This is a genomic window from Malonomonas rubra (genome assembly GCF_003247215.1).
GTDB classification, from domain to species: Bacteria; Desulfobacterota; Desulfuromonadia; order Desulfuromonadales; family Geopsychrobacteraceae; genus Malonomonas; species Malonomonas rubra_A.
Map to the genome: position 1 here is coordinate 14,562 of NZ_QKAP01000127.1, position 14,632 is coordinate 29,193.

At 49.7% G+C, this 14,632-nt stretch carries 15 protein-coding genes and 3 pseudogenes; 10 read left to right on the forward strand and 8 right to left on the reverse strand.

All coding sequences use genetic code 11. The features are described 5' to 3' along the window. The first annotated feature begins 47 nt into the window (after positions 1-47). Together Q7J88_RS13320 and cydB are read left to right on the forward strand one after the other, a co-directional pair. Positions 48-1,589, forward strand: a complete 1,542-nt coding sequence (locus Q7J88_RS13320) for a cytochrome ubiquinol oxidase subunit I (protein WP_303722724.1) — start codon at positions 48-50, stop codon at positions 1,587-1,589. Next, positions 1,586-2,716: a cytochrome d ubiquinol oxidase subunit II gene (gene cydB, locus Q7J88_RS13325; protein WP_303722725.1), complete on the forward strand. Its 1,131-nt coding sequence runs from the start codon at positions 1,586-1,588 to the stop codon at positions 2,714-2,716. Before Q7J88_RS13320 ends, cydB begins: the two co-directional genes overlap by 4 nt. A gap of 179 nt (positions 2,717-2,895) precedes the next feature. Here the strand turns inward: cydB and Q7J88_RS15460 are convergent, their stop codons facing one another. From Q7J88_RS15460 to Q7J88_RS15475, 4 genes and pseudogenes are all read right to left on the reverse strand, one after another. Further along, complete coding sequence (locus Q7J88_RS15460; protein WP_332925381.1) at positions 2,896-3,183, reverse strand: iron-sulfur cluster biosynthesis family protein; 288 nt, start codon at positions 3,181-3,183, stop codon at positions 2,896-2,898. Positions 3,184-3,268: 85 nt separating this feature from the next. After that, entirely contained in the window at positions 3,269-3,454 is a 186-nt protein-coding gene (locus Q7J88_RS15465) for a hypothetical protein (protein WP_369682040.1), read from the reverse strand. A gap of 200 nt (positions 3,455-3,654) precedes the next feature. Beyond that, a pseudogene (locus Q7J88_RS15470) lies at positions 3,655-3,795 on the reverse strand (IS1595 family transposase); the annotation flags it as partial. A 137-nt stretch (positions 3,796-3,932) separates the two neighbouring features. After that, entirely contained in the window at positions 3,933-4,226 is a 294-nt protein-coding gene (locus Q7J88_RS15475) for a transposase (protein ID WP_369682041.1), read from the reverse strand. Between the two features lie 241 nt (positions 4,227-4,467). Here Q7J88_RS15475 and Q7J88_RS13340 point away from each other — a divergent pair, with 241 nt between their 5' ends. Both Q7J88_RS13340 and Q7J88_RS13345 read left to right on the forward strand, forming a co-directional pair. After that, the gene (locus Q7J88_RS13340; RefSeq protein WP_303722728.1) at positions 4,468-5,283 is read left to right on the forward strand and encodes a hypothetical protein; all 816 of its coding nucleotides are present in this window, start codon (positions 4,468-4,470) and stop codon (positions 5,281-5,283) included. A 152-nt stretch (positions 5,284-5,435) separates the two neighbouring features. Beyond that, positions 5,436-7,430, forward strand: a complete 1,995-nt coding sequence (locus tag Q7J88_RS13345) for an ATP-binding protein (RefSeq protein WP_303722729.1) — start codon at positions 5,436-5,438, stop codon at positions 7,428-7,430. A gap of 11 nt (positions 7,431-7,441) precedes the next feature. Here Q7J88_RS13345 and Q7J88_RS13350 read toward each other — a convergent pair whose 3' ends face one another. Next, on the reverse strand, positions 7,442-7,723 hold the full coding sequence (locus Q7J88_RS13350; RefSeq protein WP_303722730.1) for a DUF4130 domain-containing protein: 282 nt from the start codon (positions 7,721-7,723) through the stop codon (positions 7,442-7,444). A gap of 259 nt (positions 7,724-7,982) precedes the next feature. Then, positions 7,983-9,491, reverse strand: coding sequence for a threonine ammonia-lyase, biosynthetic (ilvA, locus tag Q7J88_RS13355; protein ID WP_369682042.1), 1,509 nt, complete (start codon positions 9,489-9,491; stop codon positions 7,983-7,985). Between the two features lie 133 nt (positions 9,492-9,624). On the opposite strand from ilvA, the gene Q7J88_RS13360 reads away from it, so the two are divergent. The 5 genes and pseudogenes from Q7J88_RS13360 (at position 9,625) to Q7J88_RS13375 (ending at position 12,324) form a co-directional block, all read left to right on the forward strand. Further along, positions 9,625-9,765 (forward strand): hypothetical protein, encoded by a 141-nt coding sequence (locus Q7J88_RS13360; protein WP_303722732.1) that lies wholly within the window; start codon positions 9,625-9,627, stop codon positions 9,763-9,765. Positions 9,766-9,783: 18 nt separating this feature from the next. Next, a pseudogene (locus Q7J88_RS15480) lies at positions 9,784-9,966 on the forward strand (hypothetical protein); the annotation flags it as partial. A gap of 10 nt (positions 9,967-9,976) precedes the next feature. Beyond that, a complete protein-coding gene (locus Q7J88_RS13365; RefSeq protein WP_303722733.1) occupies positions 9,977-10,207 on the forward strand; it encodes a hypothetical protein in 231 nt (76 codons plus the stop codon). Between the two features lie 552 nt (positions 10,208-10,759). Next, a complete protein-coding gene (locus Q7J88_RS13370) occupies positions 10,760-11,332 on the forward strand; it encodes an RT0821/Lpp0805 family surface protein (RefSeq protein WP_303722734.1) in 573 nt (190 codons plus the stop codon). 137 nt (positions 11,333-11,469) lie between these two features. Continuing rightward, positions 11,470-12,324: an MYG1 family protein gene (locus tag Q7J88_RS13375; RefSeq protein ID WP_303722735.1), complete on the forward strand. Its 855-nt coding sequence runs from the start codon at positions 11,470-11,472 to the stop codon at positions 12,322-12,324. Positions 12,325-12,345: 21 nt separating this feature from the next. Here Q7J88_RS13375 and Q7J88_RS13380 read toward each other — a convergent pair. Together Q7J88_RS13380 and Q7J88_RS13385 are read right to left on the reverse strand one after the other, a co-directional pair. Continuing rightward, positions 12,346-12,708 (reverse strand): annotated as a pseudogene (locus Q7J88_RS13380) (response regulator). Positions 12,709-13,038: 330 nt separating this feature from the next. Continuing rightward, positions 13,039-14,097: a dihydroorotate dehydrogenase-like protein gene (locus Q7J88_RS13385; protein ID WP_303722737.1), complete on the reverse strand. Its 1,059-nt coding sequence runs from the start codon at positions 14,095-14,097 to the stop codon at positions 13,039-13,041. A gap of 101 nt (positions 14,098-14,198) precedes the next feature. Between Q7J88_RS13385 and Q7J88_RS13390 the strand changes: the two genes are divergently transcribed. Then, positions 14,199-14,516, forward strand: coding sequence for a DUF2007 domain-containing protein (locus tag Q7J88_RS13390; RefSeq protein ID WP_303722738.1), 318 nt, complete (start codon positions 14,199-14,201; stop codon positions 14,514-14,516). The last annotated feature ends 116 nt before the right edge of the window (positions 14,517-14,632 follow it).

Sequence of the window (14,632 nt, forward strand, 5' to 3'; positions counted from 1 at the left end):
TACCTGCGGCTGCAGTGCGGCTCTAACACAAGCATGGGAGGACAAGCGTGATTGAACAGATCGACTTAAGCCTGGTGAACTGGGCGAGGGCGACATTTGCTTTAACGGCGATGTATCACTGGATTTTTGTGCCCTTGACCCTGGGACTCTCTTTTCTCTGCGCCTTTTTCGAATCGATCTATGTGCGCACAGGAAATGAGGAGTGGAAAAAACTGACCAAGTTCTGGATGACTCTGTTCGGGATCAACTTCGCCATCGGCGTCGCGACCGGAATCATCCTCGAATTCGAATTCGGGACCAACTGGTCGAACTATTCTTGGATGGTTGGAGATATCTTCGGCGCGCCGCTGGCGATCGAGGGGATTTTCGCCTTTTTCATCGAGGCGACCTTCTTCGCTGTGATGTTTTTCGGTTGGGACCGGGTGACGAAGAAGATGCACCTGTTCTCCACCTGGATGGTGGCGGTCGGCTCCAACCTCTCGGCACTCTGGATCCTGGTGGCTAATGGCTGGATGCAAAGCCCGATCGGCATGAAATTCAACCCCGATACGGCCCGTTTTGAAATGCAGGATCTTTGGTCGGTCATCTCCTCGCGGGTTGCGATCAGCCACTTTACTCATGCAACCAGCTCCGGTTTCTTGCTTGCTTCGCTGTTTGTGGTAGCGGTCTCTTGCTGGTTTTTGCTGAAAAATCGTCATAGCCTGTTTGCCAAACGTTCTATTGCCGTGGCCTGCGTGTTCGGTCTGTTGAGTTCGTTGTTTGTGGCTTTTACCGGCGATGAGCACGCCTTTATCACCGCCCGGACTCAGCCGATGAAACTGGCGGCGATGGAAGCACTTTGGGAAGGCAAGGAGCCGACCGGGCTGATTGCGGTTGGTTTGGTTAACCCCGATAAAAAGCCGGGAGATGAGCAGGATCCCTTCGAGTTCAGTATCGAAATTCCCGGGATGTTGACCCTGCTGGCTCATCGTCGGTTCGAGGGCGTTGTCCCCGGCATCAATGACCTGACTTTCGGTAATGAAAAGCTGCAGATCGAAGGTGTTGCCGAGAAGATCCGGCGTGGTCGGGTGGCGGTCGCCAGCCTCGGCGATTACAAAGCGGCGCGCAAATCTGGGGATGCTGTCGCCGCCGAGCGTTCATTGAAGATTTTTAATCAGAATCAGGATTATCTGGGTTACGGCTATCTCGACTCGGTCGAGCAGGCGGTGCCGTCGGTCCCGATCACATTTTACGCTTTTCGGACGATGGTCAGCTTGGGGACCCTTTTCATCCTGATGTTCCTGGTTTTTCTCTACCTGTCAGCAAAAAATAAACTGGAAGACTACCCGCTGATACTCAAGTTTGGCGTGCTCTCGGTTTTTCTCGGCTATGTCGCCTCGCAAGCGGGCTGGGTTGTGACCGAAGTCGGGCGTCAGCCCTGGGCGATTCAGGGTATGCTGCCAGTAACTGTGGCCCGCTCGAATCTCGATTCCGGTACCGTCGCGGTGACCTTTTTCTTGTTTCTGTTCCTGTTTACCGCTCTGCTGATTGCGGAGATTAAGATTATGGCCAAGCAGATTTCGCTCGGTCCCGAAGGAGGTAAATCATGATCGGCAGTCTTGATTGGTCGACGCTACAGCAACTCTGGTGGCTGATTGTTTCGGTTGTCGGTTCCCTGTTTGTTTTCTTGACGTTTGTCCAGGGTGGGCAGACCCTGATTCTGACTTTGACCAATGATGATAACGAGAAGAACCTGATGGTCAATTCGATTGGTCGCAAATGGGAGCTTACCTTTACCACGCTGGTGTTGTTCGGGGGCGCCTTCTACGCTTCGTTCCCGCTTTTCTATGCTTCCAGCTTCGGCGGTGCCTACTGGGTGTGGATCGCGATACTGTTTACTTTTGTCATGCAGGCGGTCAGCTATGAATATCGTCGCAAGCCGAATAACTTTCTTGGGCAGAAGACCTACGAGATCTTCATGTTTATCAACGGTTCGGTCGGTATTTTGCTGATCGGCGCAGCTGTCGGCACCTTTTTTACCGGCTCGAACTTTGTTCTTAACGATTACAACCTGGTTCAGTGGACCCATCCCTTGCGGGGCCTGGAAGCAGCCTTCAGTCTGTTTAACGTCAGTTTCGGACTGTTTTTGGTATTTCTTGCCCGGGTGCTGGGTTCACTCTATCTCGCAAATAATCTGGAGCACCAGTCATTGGTAGGTCAGTTACAGGTCTCCGCTTTCAATAACCTGCTCTGTGCACTGCCTTTCCTGTTGTATGTGCTGATTAGGTTGGTGCTGATGGATGGCTTTGCCGTCGATCCGACCAGCGGTGACGTCAGTCTGGTGTCGGGCAAGTATCTGCAGAACCTATTGGAAATGCCGCTGGTGCTGATTTTGCTGGTGGCTGGACTGGTGTTGGTGGTTTTCGGTGTGGTGATAAATCGTTTTATGGGGTCGGTACGGGGGATCTGGCCGTCCGGATTGGGGACTGTGTTGACCTGTTTGGCAGTATTCTCACTGGCCGGGTACAACAACACCTCATTCTATCCGTCAAAGGCCGATCTGAGCAGCAGTTTGACCATCTATAATGCGTCGAGCAGTCACTACACCTTGACGATGATGTCCTATGTGGCGATCGCTGTACCTTTTGTATTGGCCTACATTGCTTGGTTCTGGCGCCAGATGGATAGCAAGAAGTTATCCGTTGAAGAACTGGCAGCTGACGATAAGAGTTACTAAAAAGGAGTGCCGCTATGCTTTTAATTGCCTGGTTGATCTTGTTGACCGTATCTTACTTTGCTTCAGTTAAACTGCTGGAGACAATTGACCTGTTGTAAATTTGTATTAAATGATGGATAAAGAAATCCCCATGAACCTTAAATGGTTCATGGGGATTTTAAGTGGAACCAGTGGCAATATTAACAACTGTTCCCGGCGACTGGTAGGATGGCAAACCCTTGTCCGTGCGAATTAGTGATATAGTCGATTTGATAACCCTTGGTAAAGGGGAGCACATGCTCGGCAATCAGTAATTCGATACCGTTCACTTCTATGGTTTCTTCTTTCTTTTTTAGTTCATCCAGAACCAAGCCCAAGTTGGGCCCGCCTCAGCCAAAACCTTCAAACACGACCCGGATCAACTTGCCAGGATTCTTTTTCAATACCTGCTTGAAATTTTCGCAGGCTTTTTCTGTCATCGTCAGCATAGTGAATTCGCACCTCCTCAACGTTCCGACACATTTTATATGTAAATATATGAAAGTCAATATAAATAAGGTTTATCCACTTCGCTCAAGTAACCGCTTCCAGAACCAGAAATTTCAAAGGTGCTGGGGCTGACTGAACAGCTTGTTGCATGATTCGCCAAAATCGCTTGTCAACTGATCTGCAATTACGGCGATTAAAGCGAAAAACATTTTCATCCAGGTAGCGCTGCAAATACTGCGAATCAAATCGCCTCTGGAACGTACCGAGCATGACCCGTTTAGCCGGTGACGCAACCAAATGGACGCCGGGCAATGCGCTTTTTTATCAGTGGTTTTACTCTGAACGATGGCTTTGTGGTTATCGCCTTCCTTCTGTAAAACACTGTAAGCTCCCCAGCCATCAGTTGTGACCTGACTGTAGGCTAAGATATTTGTTTTGATAAAAGACATCAGATCGACCGCGCTACAGGTCTAAACGACTTGCATGCGCAGTCGACCAAGGTTACGCCCTTTACGGTCGACGGCAATCGCGACTTTACATTTGTGCTCAGCCCCTCTGCCTCGCTTGCCGCTGTGTGCGCCGCCGAAAAAACATTCATCAACCTCGATGGTTCCGGAGAGCTTGTTTCGATTCGGAAAAACCGTGCAGGTTCCTTACGTTTGCAGCCAGGAGCAGGCTGTTTGGTAACTGCTGAACCCAAGAAGGCTTGCAGGGTGGTGGCATTGAGCCCGTTCTTACGGGTCGAGAATCACCAAAGAACCTTGAACCAGAGAGTCAAAGGCTTTCTGGTCCCATGAACGATCGTTCCTGCAGTGACTGAGTTGATATTCACAGTGCCTGCAGAGAAAAGGCCTCTGGAACCCATCCGGAATTGGTCATGGCCACAGCGGGAGCATCTGAACCCCTCTGCCCAGCGAAGTTGAAGGAGATAGTCAGGGCAAGCATCTTCCGTATGGAACCTGCGGTCAAATTCAACTTCATTGCTTGGAAAATCTTCTATCCTTGCCGGCCTTCTCTTTAAGCTGACGCCAGTTTGTACCAACTACGTGACAGCTAAGGTCTCAACTGGAGCGAAGGGGACAACCAGATAACATAAAAGCTTGTTTGTTGCAGCAATTGTCCGTATTGTTGTGTGCGTAAAAGCTACCCTTTAAAAGCAGACGATTCGGTCAGAGACGTTGAATTTGTAAAGAATTATCTTTTCGTTTGACTGTATACCGGTTCAAATATTAAAAATAAGGTTGTGTGGGAAATTTATTAATTTTTTCTGAGTGTTGAGAGTTATGCATCAGATAGAAGATAAACGAGAAGATGGCGCTCAGTCGGCGTCAACCAATAAAGGCAGAAGGGCGCGGCACAAGAGAAGTTCCATCAATTCCGTCGGTGTCGCATCAACTTTTGACAGCAAAGGGTTGAATAACTTTTTCGTAAACTACCTGACAACCATGCTGGTCATCGAGGGGCTGATCTTTTTTTTCTGCTTCGTAAATCACTTGGCTACGGGTAGTTCGGAATTTCCGTGGAAAAACTACCTGTTTGCTACCTTTATTACTCCGGTGGCCATCACCTTCGTGTTTGGCCTGATCATCCTCACCTTCAATAAGTACTTTTTTAAAGGTGCTGTCGAGGCGCCTGATCCGTATGCTTCCCATTATTCAGGAAGTCTCCGCAAAGGAGACCGGTTGGAAACTTTTTTTCAGGTCGTCCATCGCTTACCTTTCCTGTTCAGTCTGTTGCTGCTGATCGCGGCAACGGCGATCGCCTACAAAATGGACGATATCGTTCTTTACGCTGCGCAGGCGGGCGCGACAACTGCGCGCTACCTATTTATCACTCTGGTGTCGGTGATGGCGGTTATTGCATTGGGGATCGGGATCTGGATGATTCTCAGCTATCGTTTGCGGCAGAAAACGTTAGCCAGCGAACATCAATACCGGATGCAATTGATGGATCAATTCGGGATGGTTTTGCTCGATAACGGAACCATGCTGAATAAGGATGGTGATGTTGTTTACCAGCAGGAAATAGACACCGCGCAGGTTAGCTACGATGACAGTGAAGAAGTGCAATTGATCGAGGAAGTCAAAAGGGATAACTAAGGATTTCGTTAGTGTCGTCATGCAAAGTATTCGTACCGTAGTTGATTTTGTCTAGTTTTGATCAAAAAAACCTCTGCTCTTAGAGTAGGGGTTTTTTTGATTGTAGCTGAGTATTTGGTGGGTCACAAAGATCGTAGGTCGTTGAGGGGGCGATGTCGATAAAACTAAAACTTGTTGCAATCCTAGGGCTGGTCAGTTTAGTGCTGGGGGGGGCTTTGTGGCTGGAACTCACCAGCGCCTACCGGATCGAACAGCAGGTAAAACTGTTTGTGCCTGCGACCGGTTACCTGCTGGGGATTGCAGAGGTCAACACCGGAATTGCGCGTCAGACAAAAGAGGCCCTCGATTATCTCGTCACCGGAGAGGCGGAAGATAAGGAGGATTTCAAGCGGTTGGCAGAAGAGGTCGAGAAAGGATTCGAGTTATGGATAAAATCGGCTGAAACTCAGAAGCACCTTGGTGTTGAGGGGGGAGAAGAGAATATCGACAAAGGGAACTCGGTTAAAGACACTTACTATCAGTGGGTTGGTAATGTCCTTGGTAGTTTCGACCTGATCGATAATGGGCAACTTGCCCTGGCGTTGAAGCAGTTTGAAGAAGGTTCCTGGAAGTTTCTGGAAAAGAAGATCTTTTCTGCCATCGGTGATGAAATGCAGGATGGTTTTAAAGAAGTTGAAAGTGCCTACCATGAACTGTTACTCGTCATAGGGGGGCGACTATGGGGGCATGCCGACAACACGGAAATGCTTGAAAACACTCACGCCGCGATCAACAATGTCGTTGCCGGTTGTCAGGTCAACTCTGCCGTTGGCCGCCAGTTCTCAGCCTTGTCGACCTATCTGCTTACCAGTAATCCGGATTGCCTTGATCTCTACCGGAGAGTGAAGGTCGAAGCAGAAAAAGCGATCAACGACTGGTTTTATGCCGCCTATGAGCAATCCCTGATAGTAGGCCATCAGTATTCAAAGTCGGTATCGAACGTCAGTAAGGTCGTTGCCTCATTGGAAGCCTTTTTCAGCTTGGAAGAGACCGCAGTCAACCTTAAACAGGTTGGTGAAGGTCATCGGGCGCTACGGATGATTATCGATGGACCGATGGAAAGTCCCCTCGGGGACCATCTGCCGTTGATGATGTTTTCCGCTCAAGATGCCGCCAGCAAGGAGTTGGTCGAATTGGCTGACAACGCCAGTCAGCGGGGAGTTGTGCTAATCGTCATGGCATTTCTGTTTGCTCTGGTGATGATTCTGCGCATGGGGCATTACTTGTTGATGTCCCTGCATGTGTTGCAGGAAGGGATGGATGCCCTGGCTAGCGGGCAGCTGGATAAAAGGATCGAACTTTGCGGTAAAGATGAACTCGCGCAGTTAGCTGAACATTTTAATTCCATGTCGGAGAACCTTTACCGTTCGAATAAGGAGATTGAGGAGCTGAATGTTTGCCTGGAACGGCGGGTTGCTGAGCGAACCAAAGAACTGGCAAAGGCTAATCACGAACTCGAAGCGTTTAATTCTGCGGTATCCCACGACCTCCGCAGCCCGCTCTCGGTTGTCACCGGTTATTCGGAAGTTCTGCTGGAACAGACGGAAGAGAGCGACGAACTTGGTCGGGAGTTGTTACTGGCGATTCACACTGCTGGTGAGAAAATGGACCGGATTATCAGCTCTTTGCTTGAACTTTCTCGTATCGATACCCTAGAACTGGACCGGATCAAAATCAACTTGTCGAAACTGGTGACTGAACTGATGGAGCGCTTCAAGTGGCAAGATCCCGAACGCCGTGTTCGAGTTATCGTTGAACCGAATCTGATCGTTATCGCCGACTACGACCTGTTGTTGATTGTGCTGGAAAATCTCCTTGGCAACGCCTGGAAATATACTTCGGCTAAGCAGGTCGCCGAGATCGAGTTGGGAAGCGAATATGCTGAGGGTCGGCGTTCTTACTTTATCCGCGATAATGGCGCCGGTTTCGATATGAACCATGTCGAAGAATTGTTCAAGCCTTTCAAACGTTTACACTCTCAGGAAAAATTCGAGGGCATCGGGGTCGGACTGGCGACGGTGCAGAGAATCCTTCAGTCTCACGGTGGAGAGATATGGGCGAAGGGGGCGATTGATCGTGGCGCCACCTTTTATTTCACCCTCTCTTGATTGCCTTTTCTCTACAGTTTGCTTTCAGCGGTCAGCTCCGTTAAGTAGCGCCAATAGCCTTTCGGCATGAACTGCTGCCTCAGTTTCGGGTTGTAACGATCTGGGTTGCTGATGCTTTGGTAGAAGCCACGCCAGAACGCTTTCAGTTGCTGCTCGTTCTTGTGCAGTACGATCTCCGATGAAATTTCCAGCCGCTCGATCACCTGCCAACCATTATCCTCTCCCTGCAAGGCCATTTTAAATTGCTCGTCCCGAATTAACCAGCGCTGGCCGGCGACTGTAACGGAAATCATGCTGGCAAATGATAAAGTGACTTTTTTCAGTCAGAAAGGAGTCAGACATACCAATAAGGTATTTGGCGGTTCTTGGATAAAAGTCGTCAAGATGCTCAGCGACAATGGGCAAGAGGTTGTCGAGGTTTTTCGTTCGCGCAACAAAAGCTAGTCGATTCCAAACTATTACCTGTTCACAAAGTGAAAAGAAAGGATAAGGGGGATCCCGCCTGCCCGCTCTTTTTAGGCAATAGCAGCCTGAAGAGTGGTCGGCAACTCCTTATAGAAAGAGTTGATACGCTGGATCGTCCGTTTCTTCGACAAATCGGTATCCCAGATCGGCAAGAAACTTTTGCAACTTCTTTTCATCGCAGGCCGGTATTTCCAGCCCGATCAGCACCCGGCCGAATTCTCCTCCCTGATTCCGGTAATGGAACAGCGAGATATTCCAGTCCGCTCCCATGTCCGCAAGAAAACGGGTCAGGGCACCCGGACGTTCAGGGAACCAGAAACGGAACAGCCGTTCGCGGATCGCTTCCGGGGAACGTCCGCCGATCATGTAGCGCAGGTGGGTCTTGGCCAGTTCGTTGTCTGTCAGGTCGATGTTTTCAAACCCCTGTTCGGTTAACCGGGCCGAGAAACCGGTCCGGTTGATGCCGTTGCCGATCGAGATGCCCATGAACAGCTGTGCCTGACTGCGATCGGCAAGACGATAGTTGAACTCTGTGATGTTGGCATCGGCCAGCACTTGCTCGCAGAAGTAGCGTAGCGCTCCGACTTTTTCCGGGATTGTCACCGCAAACAGTGACTCACGCCCTTCGCCGGTTTGAGTTCGTTCCGAAACATAACGCAATCGTTCGAAGTTCATGTTTGCGCCGGAGTTAATTGCCACCAGGGTCTGGCCATTGATGTTGTGTTGTTTGACGTACTGTTTGAGTCCTGCTATCCCAAGTGCTCCAGCCGGTTCGACGATTGAGCGGGTCTCCTGGTATACAGATTTAATCGCACCGCACAGCTCATCGGTGCTGACGCGGATAATCTCGTCGACATGCTGGCGACAGATGTCGAAGGTTAATTTGCCGATCTTGCGCACCGCCACGCCGTCCGCGAAAATCCCAACCGATTTCAGGGTGATTCGTCTGCCAGACTGTAGCGAGCGGTACATGGCATCGCTGTCGTATGGCTCTACGCCGATCACCTTCACCTCAGGGCAGAGAACTTTGAGGTAGGCCGCAATTCCGGAGATCAGCCCGCCGCCACCGACCGGGACAAAGACTGCATCGATTTTTCCGGCGCTCTGGCGCAGCAGTTCGTCGGCAACGGTGCCTTGTCCCGCGATCACCAGCTGGTCGTCAAACGGGTGGATATAGGTCATGCCTGTCTCTTCGATCAGCTGCTGGCAGCGTTCCGCCGCTTCCGAGTAATTGTCTCCGTGCAGGATCACCTTGGCACCGAGGGTTTTAACCGCGTCGACCTTAATTAGCGGGGTGGTTGCCGGCATCACGATCAGCGCATCCAGATTGAGCTGACGAGCGGAATAGGCAACTCCCTGAGCATGGTTGCCGGCTGAGGCGGCGATCACTCCGGCAGCTTTTTCCTCATCGGAGAGATGGGCAATTTTGTTGTAGGCGCCGCGAAGTTTGAAGGAAAAAACCGGCTGTAGGTCTTCCCGCTTCAGCATAATCTGGTTGTTTAGCTCTCGCGACAGGTCGAGCGCCGACTCAAGCGGTGTTTCGACTGCCGCTTCGTAAACTTTAGAGGTCAGGATCTGGCGGATCAGCTTCTGCATCATGGCTCCTTGAGGAAAGTTCCGCATAAATAGCATAAATATTTCAACTTGTCAGTCGTCGTTCCTCCTGCTAATCCCTTAATCAAGATATCTTTTGATATTAACTTATCTAGTTTCTCCTTGGAGATTGCCGATGCAAAAACTGCGGAAGTTTGTTGCTCCTGAATTCTTCTTCGGTGAAGGAGTTCTTGATCTGGTCGGGCACTATGCGGTCAATTTGGGTGCAGAGAAGGTTTTGGTGGTAACCGACTCTAGTGTGATCAGTGTCGGTTAGGGGCCGAAGGTCGTCGATAGCCTGAGTGCCGCGCAGATCGAAAGTGTTGTCTTTGCCTCGGTGACACCAATTCTCCAGGCTGAAGATGTCATGGCCGGCAGTGATACTTTTCTCTCTAACCACTGTGGTTTTATTGTCGCTGTCGGCGGCGGGGCAGGTGACCGTAGAAGGGCAGGCTTAAAATCTATCTATTTGCAGTGAGAATATCCTGGTGGTTGACGACGAAATGCAGGTCGGACGGATGCTCGGTGAGATGCTACAACAACTAGATTATCAGGTCGATCTTCATCAAAGTGCAGGTTTTCGAACAGAACCCGGGCAGTTTGCTATGCTGGTGACCGATATGACCATGCCGCAGATGACCGGTCTGGATTTGTTGCGGAATTACGCAGCATACGCACCGATCTCCCGGCCATTCGTTGTACCGGTTCCAGCGAGTTGATCAATGAACAGAAAGCATTGCAGGCACGTATTCAGAGATACCTGATGAAACAGATCGTTATGAGCGAAATGGCTTTTGCCGTGCGCGAGGTGTTGGACGAATGGCCGAAAAGTTGAGCTCACCCCTCGCCCCTATACCTCTAATCACTGCAGCATAAACAGCGAGAACCGAGCATAAATTCCGCTCAACGTAAGAATTGTAAGCCAGAAAAGTGTCTTGCTAATACCTTGAACCATGAGCTTTCTCCAAAGGTTAAAGTCCTATGTAGCCGTGGTATGAAGTATCAGGACCGTTAAAAAAAATATGTTTCAATCCTAAAACTTGGGGTCGAGAAAGTAAAGAATGAATCTAGTTGCTGATTTAATTCTGGCAAAGACAGATATGATTGGCTTTGCTGGTACGATTGCGAGAAGAGATGATGAAATTAATATAACCAAAAAAGTAATAATTTGCCTTTGGAAGTTGATATAATTCAAAGAACGACAATACATTCTGTATTTTTCTTTGGCGACTATTACCTGTCGGCAGAGACGAAACTGAGGGAGAAGAGCTATGAGATATCTAATTGTTTTTCTGGTTCTTTTAACAGCCACGACGGCATTAGCCAATCATCGTTCTACACTTTATCAACTGACCCAGGGAGATGCCGACAGTCTGGTCGGTGGTTTCCAGTACGCGTTGGCGAAAAGTCCTGATAACCAAGCGGTAGACTGGAGCAACTGGGCAACCGGGCTAAGTGGTTCAATCGTACCGTTTCGCAGCTATCAGACCTCTTATGGGCAGATTTGCCGTGAATATCTTTCCACGGTTCAGTTAGATGGTTCGATTCAGCAGGCTTTCGGCACCGCTTGTCAGCAAGGTGATGGCGGATGGAATATTGCTGGTGAAAAAATGGTCAAACGGTCTCAGGCGATCAAGTTCGTTTATCTAAAACAGTCGCCCCGGCAAGTTGTGCAAAGCTGCCCGTTTAACTCATCACCCAAAATGAACCGAGGGGGAAGTTTTCACAGTGACCGGTTTCATGAAGAATTTCGAAAGTACCACAAAAACTTCAGGACAACGCCGGAACCGAGACAGATTGAGCAGCAACAGCCTTCGAAGTTGATTAAGCTGGTTACTTATTAAAAAGAAAATATTTGTGTTCACTCGAGCATTAATGAATACTGCAATGACAGTAGTAGCAATCCCAAGTCATCGGGAAACTGATGGCTTGGGATTTGTCATTTAGCTAAACAAGAGGGGGTAGGAAAGTTAAGCGAAATATGTACAAGATAGTTGTGCACCCCGGTAGTGCACATAAAGATGATTTTTTATCGGTCAGTGTTTTGCTGGCGAGCCTTGATCGCGTCGAGGCGGTTTATCGGCGCGAGGCGACCCCCGAAGATCTGGCCGATCGGTTTACTTATGTGGTCGATGTCGGGATGGATTACAATGAGCAGTTGCATAACTTCGATCACCATCAGGATTCATTACTGCCCTGCGCGTTTCATCTGGTGATGAAGCATCTTGGCCACCATGAACGGGCCACGCTGATGTTTGAGTGGTACGGCTATATGAGCATGATAGACGTACGTGGCCCCTATCGCACTGCGGAGCACCTTGGCATCGATACCGGGGTTCTGTTCGCGGCATCCTCACCGATTGATGGTTATATTCTCTCTCGATTTTCCAAGCTTGATGAATTGAAGCGCGGTGACCTGTTTTACGCTTTGATGAAAGAATTCGGCCTTGATCTACTGGCAATGATTGAACGCAAATATAAGCGACTGGAGCGCTTGAAAGCAGAAGCGCAGGTGGTTCCGGTCAGGCATCTGAAAGCGATCGTCAGCACCATAGCCGAAGACCCCAAATTGTCGATGGATCGTTATATCCGTTACCTGAATGACAAGCTTGTGGCGATGAGTATTACTCCGTCTGCGCGTGGTGAGGGGTGGGAGATGCTTCGTCTGGGAGATAACAGCAGCGTGGATTTTAGGGCGGTTGCCGACAACCCGGAGATCCGGTTTGTCCATGCGAATGGTTTCGTGGCCAAGACCCAGACACTGCTGCCTCTGGAAGAGGCTGTGCAACTGGCGACTCAGGCGGTTACCCCCTTGGAGTCGTTCTGGTTGCCTTGAGTCAGGGGCAAGGGGAGGGAGTTAACCGAGTATCTTCTTGACGACTGCCAGGAGTTGATCCGGGTTAAACGGCTTGACAATCCAGTCGGTGGCTCCAGCAGCTTTTTCATCCTGTTTTTGGCCGGCTTGACTCTCCGGGGTCAGCATGACAACCGGAAGAAATTTGGTGCTCGGGTTGGCACGGATTGCTTTGTTCAGGCCGATGCCATCCAAATTCGGCATGTTCAAGTTGGGAAGCACCAGCTTTACAGCCGGAGTCAGCTGGATCAGAGCATCTTGGTCGTCCTCGGCTTCAATCACCTGAAAGCCCGCTTGTTACAAGGCAAATGAAACCATCTGGCGAATTCTTTTTGAGTCGTCAACAGTCAGTATTATTGGGGTCATAGGCTCGTTGCTCCCCTGTCTTGTCGCTGATTTTAATAAAGTCAGGGTTAATAAATGGTTCGAGGACCATTTGCCCCTCAGGTGAAGGTGTATTTTGCATTGTATTTATTGCTGAGCCATTCCTGCTGAAGTGAAAATTGCGCGGGGATAATCTCAACCGGTTTGTGGTTTGCGACTGACCACCCAGCTAAAAATGGTAGTTGTGATAATATGGCTAAGTCTCGCTAGAGCGACTATGTTTCAGGGCCCGTGAACCGGGTTTGCAAAAGCCTTCCAGAACATCAAGTGCCGAAAGGCTTTTGCCCACAGAATAAAAAATTGTCGTTCCTCTCAATCGACCCCGACAAATAGCTTGATGTATTGCAGTCGTTCATGATCTGAAGGGTTCTTGCTCTGGGCTTGACTCATGCGGCCACGGAAATCGCAGAGTTTCGCGTACCCTTTGGCTTTCATCCATTCGCTCATTTCCTGCTTGATGGTGCTAATCTGGTCCAGCCCATTCACGAACAGGGTTGAGCAGAGTTGTACCACCTTGGCACCGGCCAGGATCGCTTTGATCGCATCTTGCCCGCTGTGAATGCCGGTGCTGGCGCCCAAGTCGCAGGAAACTTTGCCGGTTAACAGCGAAAGCCAGCGCAGGGTGTAATGAATTTCCTCTTGGGTACTGTACGGGTTGCCATGAATCAGCTCCAGATTGTCGATATCGATATCGAATTTATAGAAGCGATTGAACAGGACCAGTCCGTTCGCACCTTTCCAGGTAGTTTGGCCGATCTCTTTGTTTTTGCCGAACCAGCCGACGCTATAGGCAGGTGCTTCTGCCCGATCTTGGGTTAAACGATCGGCGAAGTTGGCAAACGACGTGAAATATGGGCCGACCTTCATCGCTATCGGGATATTCACTAGTGTTTTGACGCTATGTAGAATCCGCAGGTACTGATCGACGATTGCCGGTCCTTCCTGCTTGGCCAAGGTCGGCATCAGGCCGACATTCAATTCAATCGCGTCAGCCCCAGCATTTTCCAGTTTCAGGGCATAATCAGCCCATCGCTCAGAGCTGATGCAGTTCAGGCTGGCTATAATTGGGACGTCAACGGCTTTCTTGGCGTCACGGATGAGATTCAGGTATTCCAGCGGGCCGAGTTCCATGCCGTACCCCTGCAGGTAATTATAGGCTTCGCCGTAACCCGAATAGTCCTCCGCATGTTTGCTCAGCGCGAGGGTCTCGGCAGCGATTTGTTCTTCGAACAGTGACTTCAGGACTATTGCTCCTGCCCCGGCTTCTGCGCATTTCCGCACTCCGTCAAGGGTTTTCGTCAAACTGCTGCTGGCTACAATGAACGGGTTTTTCAGCAGTATGCCCATGTAGGTGGTCGACAGATCGGCCATATTTGTCCTCCTTGCTAAAAACGAATGGTTCTACTTAAATATAGCAGAGAACAGTTCCAGGAAAAGCCTTGAATGAGTTATAACATGCTATAATTACTGGTATGAAAAAGCTACATACCTTTGATCTTTGGGACGGCCCCCAAGCTGCAATGTATAAAGAAATGCTGGGCAATGAAGGGATTGATTGCCTGGTGAAAAATGATCGACTTTCTGCAGCCATCGGCGAAATTCCCTTTGTCGAATGTTACCCGGAATTGTGGGTTGTCGATGAAGAAGTCTATCCTCGCGCCCGATTGTTGTTGGATGCGTGGATGGCCAATGCTATAGAGAAGGAAGGGCATTGGGTCTGCGAAAATTGTGGTGAGGAGTCCGACGGCCAGTTCGAAGTCTGTTGGAATTGTTCGCAACCACGGGAATGACAGAATTTTCTGAGGTAAAAGGAGCGAAACAGAAGGTTATGAAGATTGTGATCGATCAAAAAATCTGCTGTGGAAGCGGCGAGTGTGTAAAGGTCTGTCCGGAAAGGGCGATCAGT

Bases quoted from the DNA above. Each gene is read 5' to 3' on its own strand.
- cydB (WP_303722725.1), top strand. From the start codon at position 1,586: ATGATCGGCAGTCTTGATTGGTCGACGCTACAGCAACTCTGGTGGCTG.
- Q7J88_RS15465 (WP_369682040.1), bottom strand. From the start codon at position 3,454: ATGCTCGGTACGTTCCAGAGGCGATTTGATTCGCAGTATTTGCAGCGC.
- Q7J88_RS13340 (WP_303722728.1), top strand. From the start codon at position 4,468: ATGCATCAGATAGAAGATAAACGAGAAGATGGCGCTCAGTCGGCGTCA.
- Q7J88_RS13345 (WP_303722729.1), top strand. From the start codon at position 5,436: ATGTCGATAAAACTAAAACTTGTTGCAATCCTAGGGCTGGTCAGTTTA.
- Q7J88_RS13350 (WP_303722730.1), bottom strand. From the start codon at position 7,723: ATGATTTCCGTTACAGTCGCCGGCCAGCGCTGGTTAATTCGGGACGAG.
- ilvA (WP_369682042.1), bottom strand. From the start codon at position 9,491: ATGCAGAAGCTGATCCGCCAGATCCTGACCTCTAAAGTTTACGAAGCG.
- Q7J88_RS13360 (WP_303722732.1), top strand. From the start codon at position 9,625: ATGCAAAAACTGCGGAAGTTTGTTGCTCCTGAATTCTTCTTCGGTGAA.
- Q7J88_RS13370 (WP_303722734.1), top strand. From the start codon at position 10,760: ATGAGATATCTAATTGTTTTTCTGGTTCTTTTAACAGCCACGACGGCA.
- Q7J88_RS13375 (WP_303722735.1), top strand. From the start codon at position 11,470: ATGTACAAGATAGTTGTGCACCCCGGTAGTGCACATAAAGATGATTTT.
- Q7J88_RS13385 (WP_303722737.1), bottom strand. From the start codon at position 14,097: ATGGCCGATCTGTCGACCACCTACATGGGCATACTGCTGAAAAACCCG.
- Q7J88_RS13390 (WP_303722738.1), top strand. From the start codon at position 14,199: ATGAAAAAGCTACATACCTTTGATCTTTGGGACGGCCCCCAAGCTGCA.